The following is a 12897-nucleotide window of genomic DNA, read 5'->3' on the forward strand; positions in this document are numbered from 1 at the left end:
CCCGAAGCGCCGATTCGTCGGCGCTTGTTTTTTGGAAGACATACTCGTGACACAACGCATTCTCGAGCCGACCGAGATCTCGGCACTCGATCATTCGGCCATTCCGCGCTTTCGTCTGCCGGAGCGCGGCTCCGTGTTTGCGGCGCGCGCCGCGCGGCTGCGCAAGCTCGCCGACCTGAACCCGATCAGCGGCTATCTGCGGCTGATGGCGACCGTGGCCGACGCGCAGCACGCGACGCTGCAGGCGCTGAACCTGCCGCTGCCGTCGCCCGAGGCGATCGCACGCGCGCAGCAGCATTCGATGCCGCTCGTGCCGGCGCTCGACGGCGAACGCAATCCGCAGTGGCGAGCCGTGCTGTACGAGCTGCTCGATCGCGTCGAAAGCGCCGGGCTCGTCAATCCGTCGCTCGCGAAGCTGCTCGACCGGCTGCGCCTGACGGCGCCCGCCGAACTCGACGCGCAGGCCGACGCGATCCTCGCGCTGCGCTTCGCCGAAGTCGACCCGGCCACCGCGCCGTTCCTGATGGCCGCGCTGCAGGTCGTGTGGACCGACCTCGCGAGCCGCGTCGCGCCGGCCGACGTGCCGTATCTCGACCAGCCCGGCTTGTGCCCGGTGTGCGGCACGCACCCGGTCGCGAGCGTCGTGCGCGTCGGCGGCCAGTTCCAGGGCTACCGCTTCCTGCAATGCGGGCTGTGCACGACCGAGTGGCACATGGTGCGCACCAAGTGCTCGCACTGCGATTCGACCAAGGGCATCGCGTACCACGGGATCGAAGGCGGCAGCGAAGCGGTGAAGGCCGAATCGTGCGACGAATGCAAGACCTATCGCAAGATCGGCTATCAGGAGAAGGACTACGAATTCGAGCCGCTCGCCGACGATCTCGCGAGCCTCACGCTCGACCTTCTGATGAACGAAGCCGGCTACCAGCGCAGTTCGCCGAACCCGCTGCTGTGGCCCGACGTGTCGCGCGAAGCGGACGCCGACCGAGCAGACTGAGCGCGTGACACCGCAGCCCGCCGCGCGCCGGCTGCGGGCCGCGCATCGAAATGGAGCCACTTCGACGTGACCGAACCCGGTTTGAATGAACTGAATGCCGTCCTCGCGCGCGTGCCGTCGGTGGAGCGCGTGTTGTCGTCGGCGCCGCTGCAGCCGCTGCTCGCCGACTACGGCCGCACGCGCGTGCTGAACGCGGTGCGCGCCGAGCTCGAACGCTGGCGCAGCGACGCTCGCACCGATCCTGCCGCGGCCGAGCCGCTCGACGAGGCGCGCATCGCCGCCGCCGTCGCGCGCACGCTCGCCGCGCAGAGCGCGAGCGCGGTGCGGCCGGTATTCAATCTGACCGGCACCGTGCTGCACACGAACCTCGGGCGCGCGCTGTTGCCGGACGACGCGGTGCGCGCGGTGGTCGACGCGCTCACGCAGCCCGTCAACCTCGAATTCGATCTCGCGACCGGCCGTCGCGGCGACCGCGACGACCTGATCGACGCGCTGCTGTGCGAGCTGACCGGCGCGGAAGCCGCGACCGTCGTCAACAACAATGCCGCAGCGGTGCTGCTCGCGTTGTCGGCGCTGGCCCCGAAGCGCGAAGTGATCGTGTCGCGCGGCGAGCTGGTCGAGATCGGCGGCGCGTTCCGGATTCCCGACATCATGAGCCGCGCGGGCGCGAAGCTGCGCGAGGTCGGCACGACCAACCGCACGCATCTGCGCGATTACGCGGACGCGATCGGCCCTCGCACCGCGCTGCTGATGAAGGTGCATTGCAGCAACTATGCGATCAGCGGCTTCACGCGCGAAGTGGCGCTCGCCGAACTCGCGCCGCTCGCGCGCGAGCACGGGCTGCCGGTCGCGGTCGATCTCGGCAGCGGTACGCTGGCCGATCTGACGCAATGGGGCTTGCCGCACGAGACCACCGTGCAGGAGACGATCGCGGCCGGCGCGAACCTCGTCACGTTCAGCGGCGACAAGCTGCTCGGCGGTCCGCAGGCCGGCCTGATCGCCGGCGACCGCGCGCTGATCGCGAAGATCAAGAAGCATCCGCTCAAGCGTGCGCTGCGCGTCGGCAAGCTGACGCTCGCCGCGCTCGAACCGGTGCTGCGGCTCTACCAGGCGCCCGAATTCCTGCGCGAGCGGCTCACGACGCTGCGCCTGCTGACGCGGCCGCAGCGCGACATCGCCGCCGCTGCCGAGCGCCTGCGCGCGCCGCTGCAGGCGGCGCTCGGCAGCGGCTACGACGTGCAGGTCGAGCCGATGTTCAGCCAGATCGGCAGCGGTGCGCTGCCGGTCGACCAGTTGCCGAGCGCCGGGCTCGTCGTGCGCACGCCGGACGGCAAGCGCGGCGGCCGGGCGCTCGCGCAGCTGGAGAAGCGGCTGCGCGAATGGCCGCGGCCGGTGATCGGCCGGATCGCCGACAACGCGCTGCGGCTCGACCTGCGCTGCGTCGAAGCCGCCGACGAAGCGGCCCTCGTCGCGCAATGCGTGCAGATCGCGGGGCCGGCTGCATGATCGTCGGCACTGCGGGACATATCGACCACGGCAAGACAACGCTCGTGCGCGCGCTCACGGGCGTCGACACCGACCGGCTGAAGGAGGAGAAGGCGCGCGGCATCTCGATCGAGCTCGGCTATGCGTACACGCCGCTCGAGAACGGCGACGTGCTCGGCCTGATCGACGTGCCCGGCCACGAGAAGCTGATCCACACGATGGCGGCCGGCGCGTGCGGGATCGATTTCGCGCTCGTCGTGATCGCCGCCGACGACGGCGTGATGCCGCAGACCCGCGAGCATCTCGCGATCCTGCAATTGCTCGGCGTCACGCATGGCGCGGTCGCGCTGACGAAGTGCGATCGTGTCGACGCCGCGCGCGTGGGCGCCGTGCGCGACGAGATCGCCGCGTGGCTGCATGGTTCGACGCTCGACGGCGCGCCGGTGTTCGACACGTGCGCGACGCGCGCGGACGACGCCGGCGTCGCCGCATTGAAACGTCACCTCGCCGACGCGGCGCTCGCGTGGCGCGCGCGCCGCGACGACGGGCTGTTCCGGCTCGCCGTCGATCGCGTGTTCACGCTCGCCGGGCAGGGCACCGTCGTGACGGGCACCGCGTTCGCGGGCCGCGTGACGACCGGCGACACGCTTGCGATCGTGCGCACCGGCCGCGCGGCGCGCGTGCGCAGCATCCATGCGCAGAACCGGCCGGTGGACACCGGCCATGCGGGCGAGCGCTGCGCGCTGAACCTGGCCGGCGTCGAGAAGGCGGACGTCGAGCGCGGCGATACCGTCGCCGATGCGCGGCTGGTCGCAACGTCGCCGCGGCTCGACGTCGAATTGACGCTGCTCGCCGATGCGGGATTGACGCTGACGCACTGGGCGCCGCTGCACGTGCATCTCGGCACGCTGCATCGCGTCGCGCATGTCGCGCTGCTCGACGGCGACATGCTCGCGGCCGGGCAGCGGATGCGCGTGCAACTGGTGTTCGACGAGCCGGTGTTTGCGCTGCCGGGCGACCGCTTCATCGTTCGCAACCCGCAGGCGACGCGCACGGTCGGCGGCGGCCGCATGCTCGACCCGTTCGGCCCGGCGCGCAAGCGGCGCACGCCGGCGCGCCGCGCGTGGCTCGATGCGCTCGCGACGTGGCTCGACGAAGGGCGGCTCGATGCATTGCTCGCACAGGCGCCGCTCGGGATCGCGCGCGCGACGCTCACGCACCTGACGGGCTTCGCGCCTGACGCATTGGCGTTGCCGACGGACGCGCTGTCGATCGGTCAGCGCGAGCGCGGTGCGTCGAACGACGGCACCGTGATCGCGCGTGCGCACTGGCAGGCGTTGCAGGCGCGCGCGATCGACACGCTGCGCGCGTATCACGAGCGCGTGCCGGACGAGCAGGGGCTCGATGCGGCGCGGCTGCGGCGCATGGCTGCGCCGCTGGTCGGCGATGCGCTGTGGCGTGCGCTGGTCGATGCGCTGGTGGACGGCGGCGACGTGACGCGCAGCGGGCCGTGGCTGCATTTGCCGACGCATGCGGTGAGCTTCGATGCCCGCGAGGACGCACTGGCGCAGCAACTGTTGCCGCCGATTCATGCGGGGCGTTTCGATCCGCCATGGGTGCGCGATCTCGCGCGCGAGACGGGCACGGCCGAGGACGCCGTGCGCGCGCTGTTGCGCAAGCTCGCGCGGCGCGGCGACGTGCATCAGGTCGTGCGCGATCTGTTCTATCACGCGGAGGTCGTGCGCGAGCTGGCTGCGCTCGTTGCGGAACTCGCGCCGATGCACGGCGGCGGCCTCGACGCGGCGACGTTTCGCGATGCGACCGGGCTCGGCCGCAAGCGTGCGATCCAGATTCTCGAGTTCTTCGACCGGGTTGGGTATACTCGCTTCCACCGCGATCTGCACTTCCTGCGGCCCGATAGCGGTTGGGCCGGTATTCAGGCGTAGGCGCTCGTCGGTTTTCCTGATTTTTCCCGCACGGAAGGCATTCGTATCCGGTGGTACGGCCGGACTTCAAATCCGGTTGGGGGTGTCAGACGCTCCCGGGTCAGTTCGACTCTGGCTGCCTTCCGCCAGTCAACGCTTGTCGCGCATTCCGCGCGACTTCCGTAAATGCGCCTCAGGCCGCTAATGCCGCTCAGTTGAGCAACTGAACGGCATTTTCGTTTTACGAAGAGCGCGGTAGTAGAGGCTGCCCTGAGAGGTCGACTTTTCGGCACGATGCTGAGCTTGCGAATATGCCATCACCGCGCCGGCGACATCATCAGAGCGTCATTTCGACTGGAACGTCGGTGCGCGCTTGTCGAGAAAAGCCGCCGTACCTTCGGCCTTGTCCTCCGTCGCCGCGCACACCGCGAACAGCGCACGCTCGAGGCTCAAGGCCTGCTCGAGGCTCGCCTCGACCCCCTGGTTGACGGCCGTGATGGCGAGCCGCGTTGCGATGGGAGCATTCGCGGCGATCTGATTCAGAATCTGCTCCGCGCGCGCGATCAACTTGTCCGCTTCCACCACCTCGTTGACGAGGCCGATGCGATGCGCTTCGTTGGCGTCGATGAGCGCCGCGGTCAGGATCAACTGCATCGCGATTCCCTTTCCGACGAGCCGCGGAAGCCGCTGGGTACCGCCGAAGCCCGGAATGATGCCGAGCTTGACCTCCGGCTGTCCGAACTTGGCATGTTCGGACGCGATGCGCATGGTGCAGGCCATGGCCAGCTCGCAGCCGCCGCCCAGCGCGAATCCGTTCACAGCGGCGATGACCGGCTTGCCGAGCGTCTCGATCAGATTCATGGTCGAATGCCCGAGCCCTGCAAATTTCTCCGCGGCGACGGCCGACAGTGCGGCGATCTCGGAGATGTCAGCCCCTGCGACGAACGCCTTGTTTCCCGAGCCCGTTACGATCACGCCATGAACGGCATCGTCGTCGCGTGCGTCCTCGAACGCCGCGGTGATTTCAGTGAGCGTCTGGAAATTCAGTGCGTTCAACGATTTGGGGCGATCGACGGTGACGTACGCAATACCCGACTTCTTTTCGTATTGGATGTTCTGGAAATTCGACATGTTCGAAGAGCTCGACTTGAGTGTATGAGGATGCGTGTGCGTGCAATGCAATGCGGCCGTTGCGGTCCGCGATGCAGACGTCGCGAACGCATGAATGTGACGGCCGCCATCTCGTCGGTGCGACACGTGCGCCTGACGCGTTCATGAACGTAAGCGGGCGGCCATCGGATTCAGGTGTCGAGACATCCTAACTCGGTGGAGTCGATATGTTCATGTCCAAGCCTGCCGTTTCTATGGCAAAACCGGTCAAACGGCAGGCCGTAACCCAGCCAGACATCCGGCAGCGACGATCGCACGGCTGCTCCGAGTGATAGGAGTCGTCGCCGGCTCGGACGATGGCCGTCACTGCGGCGAACGACAACGCGTCATGGACGCACTCACGCAGGCAACGCGCAAGCCCCGTCGCGCAACTTCAGTGCGATTTCGAGCTTGGCGATCCATCGCGCGTCGTCCAGCTTCGCGCCGAGAATGCTCTCCACCCGTTCGAGCCGATGGTCGAGCGTATTCGGATGGATGTCGAGCGCGGCCGCCGTCACTTTCCGACGCCGTCTGTTGGTGAAGAACGCCTCGATCGTGCGGGTCGCGCCCGACTCGACCGACAGTTCGTTCAGCAGCGAAAGAAAGTAATTCAGCGCGCTGTCGTTCCCTCGGATGCATTCCTCGATGACGATGTCCGAGTAGCGATGCACCTTCTGATCCGGCGCGAAGCGATTGCCGAAATCCAGCGCGCGTATCGCCTCGTCGGCCGATGCGGCCCAGCCTTGTGCGCCGACGCCGGCGAGGCCGATCCCGATCGACGTGACGGACGGCAATCGTTCCTGCAGTGTCGCCATGTATTCCGCGACACGTCTGTCGCTCGCGCTCGCGGATTCCTGCTGTATCGACGGAACCCAGATGACGAGGCGATCGTGATGGCGGGCGTCGACCAGCGTATCTCGCGAGGTCTTGAGGATGCCCGCCGTCACTTGCACGATCTGATCCAGTGCGCGATCGGCCTGAATCGGCTCGCCGTCCAGCGCCGACGACGCCAACGCAACCGCGATTCTCGGCACGGCATGATCGAGGCCCAGCGCCTTGGTGATCTTGCGAAACGCATCGTCGTCGCGCGATCTGCTGAAGACCACGTCGTGCAACTGGTATCGCAACGATTCCTGCCAGCGCGCCTGCCGGTACTGCTCATCCAGATAGGCGGAGGAGATCAGTTGCGACATGTGGTCGAAGTAGTCCATCAGGTACGGCGAAATCTCGAACAGCAGTTCGTCGCGCAAGATGTCGTGCTTGCTGCCCAGATCGGCGCATGCGCGCCAAACCTCTCTAAGCGCCATCCGGAAGGCTCGCAGCAGCGACTGCAGAGAAATGCCCTGATGAACTCTTCGTCGTCCGAAGTCCTGAAACGTCTTCAGACTTTCATTGTCGGGAAACTCGCCATCGACGATCGATTGGAACCACAGGCGCTCCGAAATCGATATGGAGTCGACGATGTCTTTCTTCACAGAGATGGGGAGATCCTCGTAGCCGTCGATATCGCCTAATGCTGCATAAGTGCGCTCGATCACCGTCGACAGATCGTCGGAGATTGTCTTGATCTGTTGCCGCAATAACGCAGACGGCGACGGAACATGTATCACTCTCATTGTGGCCAATCGTTCTCTAGGGTGGTGCCGGACCAGAAATTCTCGGGTGCCTCGGTCTCGATGGCACATACGCATTGCGCGACGCCACGTGCAAATTCCATTGCATGTGTCGTTTGCGCTGAGCTTTGCGTTCACGGGCCGAAGACTATCACCGATCGAAAAATTGCTCTCTGAAGCGCAGGGCATCGTGCGGCGAAAGTCGGCGTTCGAGTTGGCGGATTGTGACAAACCACATGCGGGTCGGAGACATCTCCCATGTCGGTCGTCTGCGCACCGGGATAAGGTATCGGCAGTTGGCGAGCACCAAAAGTCCGAGTCACCCATACAACACGCAGAGTACCTGCTACAGACATCATGCAGAACCCCGACAGCATTTTTTCTGAAGTCAAAGTCGTTGATTTCGCAAGCTATATCGCCGGTCCCGCGGCAACCACGATACTGTCCGATTTCGGTGCGACGGTTATCAAGGTAGAGCCGCCCGGCACCGGCGACCCCTATCGAAACCTCTACAAGCTGGCGCCGAACCCCGTCTGCGACACCAACTATCCCTGGCAGCTCACCAACCGCAACAAGCAGAGTCTTGCACTCGATCTCAAGTCTCCCGCAGCAAAAGACATTGTCGAAAAACTGGTCAAATGGGCCGATGTCGTCGTGGTCAATTTCCCGCTCAGCGTCCGCGACAAACTCGGCATCTCCTACGAAGCGCTCGCGCCGCTGAACGACCGTCTCATCTACGCGGACATCACCGGTTATGGCTTGAAAGGCCCCGAGGCCAACCGTCCCGGCTTCGACGTGACGACCTATTGGGCGCGCTCCGGGCTGATGGAAGTGACGCGCGACGGCGATAGCCCGCCCGCCGTTCCCATCCCCGGGATTGGCGATCACGCGACGGCCAGCACGCTGTTCTCGGCGATCGTGACGGGCCTTTATCATCGCGAGAAGACGGGCAAAGGCTCGCGCGTCTCCACCTCGCTCATTGCCGAAGGCGCATGGGCCTCGGCGCTCTGGACCGAGGGCGCGCTCAACGGCGCGAAGTTCTACGGCGCGCATACGCGCAATGCGCCGCTCAACGCGCTGTTCAATCCGTACCGCACCGCGGACAACCGCTGGCTGCTGCTGATGTTGCTCCAGGCGAACAAGGAATTCCCCGGCCTGTGCAAGGCAATGGATCTGCCGTCGCTGCTCGAAGACCCGCGCTTCGCGGACTCCGAGGGCCGCACCAAGCACGCCACCGAACTCGTCGGCATTCTCGACAAGGCATTCGCCGGCCATTCGCTCGAATACTGGAAAAAGACCTTTGACGAGGCGCGGGTCATTTACGGTGTCGTGCAAGTCGCCGACGAAGTCGTCAAGGACGAGCAGATGTATGCGAACGAGGTGTTCGTCCCGCTGGGCGAAGCCGGCGAGAAGACGACCTATACGGTCAATAGCCCGATGCAGATCTCTGGTGTCGACAAGGTGAAGCCGCGCCGCGCGCCGGATCTCGGCGAGCACAGCCGGGACGTGCTCGCAACGCTGGGCTACGACGCGAACGAGATCGAGCGGCTGATCAACGACAAGGTCGTCGCGCAACTGGATCAGGCCGCGCAATCGAAGTGATGCCGCATGCGGCACGGCGGTAGACGCTCGACGCACAGGCGTCCGGCGTCACTGTCGTGGTCGCTTCAAGTCGGGCCAATCGATGGCTCGGCAAGATGTAGATCTAACTGAATGGAGAAGTACGATGAGTTTTGTCGCACCGGTAAAAGATATTCTGTTCGTGGTCAACGAACTCGCCCAACTCGATCGAATCAGCGCACTCCCGGGGTGTGAGGACGCCACGGCCGAGACTGCACAGGCGGTTATCGAAGAGGCAGCGAAGTTCAGCAACGAGGTCGTCGCGCCGCTGAACGTGCTCGGCGACAAGCATGGCAATACGTGGAAGGACGGTGTGGTGAACGCGTGTCCCGGTTTCTCGGACGCCTTCAAGCTGTTCGCCGCCGGCGGCTGGCAGGGCGTCAAGCATCCGGTCGATTACGAAGGACAGGGGCTGCCCAAACTGATCGCGACGCCCTGCGCCGAAATGCTGAACGCGGCCAGCGTAGCGTTCGCGTTGTGCCCGATGCTCACCGACGGTGCGATCGAAGCGCTGCTCACGGCGGGCAGCGACGAACAGAAGGCGCGTTACGTGCCGAAGATGATCTCCGGCGAATGGACCGGCACGATGAACCTGACCGAGCCGCAGGCCGGCTCGGATCTGTCGATGGTGCGTTCGCGCGCCGAGCCGCAGCAGGACGGGTCGTACAAGGTGTTCGGCACCAAGATCTTCATCACCTGGGGCGAGCACGACATGACGGAGAACATCATTCATTTGGTGTTGGCCCGTACGCCCGGCGCACCGGAAGGGGTGAAGGGCATTTCGCTGTTCGTCGTGCCGAAGTTCCTCGTCAACGAAGACGGCTCGCTCGGCGCGCGCAACGACGTCCAGTGCGTGTCGATCGAACACAAGCTCGGCATCAAGGGCAGCCCGACCGCCGTGCTTCAGTTCGGCGATCATGGCGGCGCGACCGGCTATCTCGTCGGCGAGGAGAACCGCGGCCTCGAATACATGTTCATCATGATGAACGCCGCGCGTTTCGCCGTCGGCCTGCAAGGCGTGGGCATTTCCGAGGCCGCGTACCAGAAGGCCGTCGAATATGCGAAGGAGCGTGTCCAGAGCCGGCCGGTCGATGGCTCGGCGAAGGAGGCGGTGACGATCATCCATCACCCCGACGTGCGCCGCATGCTCGGGACGATGCGCGCGTTGACCGACGCGTCGCGTGCCATCGCATACGTGGCGGCCGCTCACAACGACATCGCGCATCAGCACGAGGATGCTGCCACCCGTGCGCATCATCAGGCGATTTACGAGTTCCTGGTTCCGATCGTCAAGGGCTGGAGCACCGAACTGTCGCTCGAAGTGACGAGCCTCGGCGTGCAGGTTCACGGCGGGATGGGTTTCATCGAGGAGACGGGCGCGGCACAGTTCTACCGCGACTCGCGCATTCTGACCATTTACGAAGGCACGACGGCGATCCAGGCGAACGATTTCGTCGGCCGCAAGACGTTCCGCGACGGCGGTGTCGTGGCGAAGTTCCTGCTGGGTGAAATCGCGAAGACGGTCGAGGAACTGTCGGCACACGACGGTGCGGCGTTCGCGTCGATGCGCAAGCATCTCGAGCAAGGCGCACGCTCGTTCGAGCATGCGATGGAATTCGTCATCGCGAACATGAAACGCGATCCCAATGCGGTCTTCATCGGCAGCGTGTTGTATCTGCAGCTGGCGGGCGTGGTTCTCGGCGGATGGCAAATGGCGCGAGCGATGCTGATCGCGGCGAAGAAGCTGCAGGAGGATCAGGCGTTCTACGGCGCGAAGATCGCCATCGGGCAGTTCTATGCAGAGTTCATTCTGCCGCGTGCGTTGTCGTATGAGGCGTCGATCGTCGGCGCCAAGGGCGGGGAGGGCGTGCTCGCCCTGACGGAGGACCAGTTCTGACTGGGTCCCGCATATGAACGAAATAGATTGCCGCTCGGCGCGCCAGGCCGCACTCGTCGAACAGTATGGTCCGCGCGAATCGATGGAGTACGACGTCGTGATCGTCGGCGGCGGCCCGGCAGGGCTGTCGGCGGCGATCCGGCTCAAGCAGCTGGCCAAGGAGAAGGGCGCCGAGATCGGTGTGTGCGTGCTCGAGAAGGGTTCCGAGATCGGCGCGCACATTCTGTCGGGCGCCGTGATGGACCCGGGCGCGATCAGCGAGTTGATCCCCGACTGGGCGGCGCTGGGTGCGCCGCTCGACGTCGAGGTCACGGAAGATCGCTTCCTGTTCCTGAGCGAGACCGACGCCAAGGCCGTGCCGAGCTGGGCACTGCCGAGCAACTTCAGGAATCACGGCAACTACGTGATTTCACTGGGCAACGTCACGCGCTGGCTCGGCACGCAGGCCGAAGCGCTCGGCGTCGAGATCTTCCCCGGCTTTCCGGCCGCGGAGATCCTCTACAACGACGACGGCTCGGTGAAGGGCGTCGCCACCGGCAACATGGGCGTAGGCAAGGACGGCGAGCCGACCGAGAACTTCCAGCTCGGCATGGAACTGCACGCGAAGTACACGCTGTTCGCCGAGGGTTGCCGCGGTCATCTGGGCCGCCAGCTGATCTCGAAGTTCAAGCTCGACGCGAACGCGGATCCGCAGGCGTACGGCATCGGCATCAAGGAGCTGTGGGAGATCGATCCGGCGAAGCACAAGCCGGGCCTCGTGATCCACACGGCCGGCTGGCCGCTGAAGTCGGACACCTACGGCGGTTCGTTCCTGTATCACATGGACAAGAACCAGGTCATGGTCGGTTTCGTGGTCGGCCTCGGCTACACGAACCCGTACCTGTCGCCGTTCGAGGAGTTCCAGCGCTACAAGACGCATCCGTCGATCCGTACGTTCCTCGAAGGCGGCAAGCGCGTGTCGTACGGCGCGCGTGCGATCACCGCGGGCGGGCTGCTGTCGTTGCCGAAGACGGTGTTCCCCGGCGGTGCGCTGATTGGCGACGACGCAGGCTTCCTGAACGCGTCGCGTATCAAAGGCAGCCACGCGGCGATCAAGACCGGCATGCTGGCGGCGGAAGCCGCGTTCCATGCAGTGCAGACGGGCCGCCGCGGCGACGAGCTCAGCGCGTATCCGAACGCATTCAAGCGATCCTGGCTGCATGCGGAGCTGCACCGCGCGCGCAACTTCAAGCAGTGGATGGCGAAGGGGTTGTACCTCGGCACGCTGATGGTCGGCATCGAGCAAAAGCTGTTGGGCGGCAACGTGCCGTGGACGCTGCATCACAAGCATGCGGATCACGAGATGCTGAAGCCCGCGTCGCAATGCACGCCGATCGAGTATCCGAAGCCGGACGGCAAGCTGACGTTCGACCGGTTGTCGTCGGTGTTCATCTCGAACACGAATCACGAGGAGAACCAGCCGGCGCACTTGACGCTGAAGGACGCGAGCGTGCCGGTGAACGTGAACCTGCGCACGTATGCCGGGCCGGAGGGGCGGTTCTGCCCGGCGGCGGTATACGAGTTCGTGAAGAACGACGACGGCAGCGACCGCCTCGTGATCAACGCGCAGAACTGCGTGCACTGCAAGACCTGCGACATCAAGGACCCGACGCAGAACATCGTGTGGGTCACGCCGGAAGGCGGTGGCGGGCCGAACTATCCGAACATGTGACGGATGCGTAGCGGGCAGTGCGCTGCGGGTCGAGCGACGTCCATTTTTAGGCGGATAGCCTGCGTCGATATCCGGTCGCTTATGAGCGGTATCGGCGCGGATCCGCGACAGCCGGCGGCGCATCGGTGCGCCGGACGGCACGAGTTGCCGCTGGATGGCATGCGGCAATGTTGAAATTCAGGAGAATGGCTTGAAGATCCTTGTAGCAGTAAAGAGAGTCGTCGATGCAAACGTGAAGGTCGGCGTGAAGTCGGACAACACGGGCGTCGACATCGCGAACGTGAAGATGTCGATGAACCCGTTCGACGAAATCGCCGTTGAAGAAGCGGTGCGCCTGAAGGAAGCGGGCGTGGCGACCGAAGTGGTCGCGGTGTCGGTGGGCGTGACGCAGGCGCAGGAAACGCTGCGCACGGCGCTGGCGATCGGCGCGGACCGCGCGATCCTGGTCGAGTCGACCGACGGCGTCGAGCCGCTGGCCGTCGCGAAGATCCTGAAGGCGC

At 65.3% G+C, this 12897-nt stretch carries 8 protein-coding genes, 1 tRNA gene and 1 pseudogene; 8 read left to right on the top strand and 2 right to left on the bottom strand.

Features of this window, described 5'->3' with window-relative positions; translation table 11 throughout:
• The first annotated feature begins 46 nt into the window (after positions 1-46).
• From fdhE to C3Y15_RS08585, 4 genes are all read left to right on the top strand, one after another.
• Positions 47-997, top strand: coding sequence for a formate dehydrogenase accessory protein FdhE (gene fdhE, locus C3Y15_RS08570; RefSeq protein ID WP_014725170.1), 951 nt, complete (start codon positions 47-49; stop codon positions 995-997).
• 66 nt (positions 998-1063) lie between these two features.
• On the top strand, positions 1064-2503 hold the full coding sequence (selA, locus tag C3Y15_RS08575) for an L-seryl-tRNA(Sec) selenium transferase (protein ID WP_011881789.1): 1440 nt from the start codon (positions 1064-1066) through the stop codon (positions 2501-2503).
• Positions 2500-4428, top strand: a complete 1929-nt coding sequence (gene selB / locus C3Y15_RS08580) for a selenocysteine-specific translation elongation factor (RefSeq protein ID WP_124260005.1) — start codon at positions 2500-2502, stop codon at positions 4426-4428. The genes selA and selB overlap by 4 nt, the downstream gene beginning before the upstream one ends.
• A 32-nt stretch (positions 4429-4460) precedes the next feature.
• Positions 4461-4556 (top strand) — tRNA-Sec (locus C3Y15_RS08585).
• 196 nt (positions 4557-4752) lie between these two features.
• On the opposite strand, the gene C3Y15_RS08590 is transcribed toward C3Y15_RS08585, so the two are convergent.
• A complete protein-coding gene (locus tag C3Y15_RS08590; protein ID WP_011881868.1) occupies positions 4753-5538 on the bottom strand; it encodes an enoyl-CoA hydratase-related protein in 786 nt (261 codons plus the stop codon).
• 377 nt (positions 5539-5915) lie between these two features.
• Entirely contained in the window at positions 5916-7172 is a 1257-nt protein-coding gene (locus C3Y15_RS08595; protein ID WP_014725167.1) for a helix-turn-helix domain-containing protein, read from the bottom strand.
• A 354-nt stretch (positions 7173-7526) separates the two neighbouring features.
• Between C3Y15_RS08595 and C3Y15_RS08600 the strand changes: the two genes are divergently transcribed.
• The 4 genes and pseudogenes from C3Y15_RS08600 to C3Y15_RS08615 form a co-directional block, all read left to right on the top strand.
• Complete coding sequence (locus C3Y15_RS08600; protein WP_011881870.1) at positions 7527-8771, top strand: CoA transferase; 1245 nt, start codon at positions 7527-7529, stop codon at positions 8769-8771.
• Positions 8772-8895: 124 nt separating this feature from the next.
• Entirely contained in the window at positions 8896-10686 is a 1791-nt protein-coding gene (locus tag C3Y15_RS08605) for an acyl-CoA dehydrogenase (protein ID WP_011881871.1), read from the top strand.
• 13 nt (positions 10687-10699) lie between these two features.
• On the top strand, positions 10700-12397 hold the full coding sequence (locus tag C3Y15_RS08610; RefSeq protein WP_011881872.1) for an electron transfer flavoprotein-ubiquinone oxidoreductase: 1698 nt from the start codon (positions 10700-10702) through the stop codon (positions 12395-12397).
• A 190-nt stretch (positions 12398-12587) separates the two neighbouring features.
• Positions 12588-12897, top strand: a pseudogene (locus C3Y15_RS08615) (electron transfer flavoprotein subunit beta/FixA family protein); the annotation flags it as partial.

Origin of the sequence: Burkholderia sp. B10, from assembly GCF_004368385.1 — a bacterium.
GTDB lineage: Bacteria > Pseudomonadota > Gammaproteobacteria > Burkholderiales > Burkholderiaceae > Burkholderia > Burkholderia vietnamiensis.

What these genes read in the sequence shown, in the direction of transcription:
- selB (WP_124260005.1), top strand. Translation starts at nt 2,500, where the DNA reads ATGATCGTCGGCACTGCGGGACATATCGACCACGGCAAGACAACGCTC.
- C3Y15_RS08590 (WP_011881868.1), bottom strand. Translation starts at nt 5,538, where the DNA reads ATGTCGAATTTCCAGAACATCCAATACGAAAAGAAGTCGGGTATTGCG.
- C3Y15_RS08595 (WP_014725167.1), bottom strand. Translation starts at nt 7,172, where the DNA reads ATGAGAGTGATACATGTTCCGTCGCCGTCTGCGTTATTGCGGCAACAG.
- C3Y15_RS08600 (WP_011881870.1), top strand. Translation starts at nt 7,527, where the DNA reads ATGCAGAACCCCGACAGCATTTTTTCTGAAGTCAAAGTCGTTGATTTC.
- C3Y15_RS08605 (WP_011881871.1), top strand. Translation starts at nt 8,896, where the DNA reads ATGAGTTTTGTCGCACCGGTAAAAGATATTCTGTTCGTGGTCAACGAA.
- C3Y15_RS08610 (WP_011881872.1), top strand. Translation starts at nt 10,700, where the DNA reads ATGAACGAAATAGATTGCCGCTCGGCGCGCCAGGCCGCACTCGTCGAA.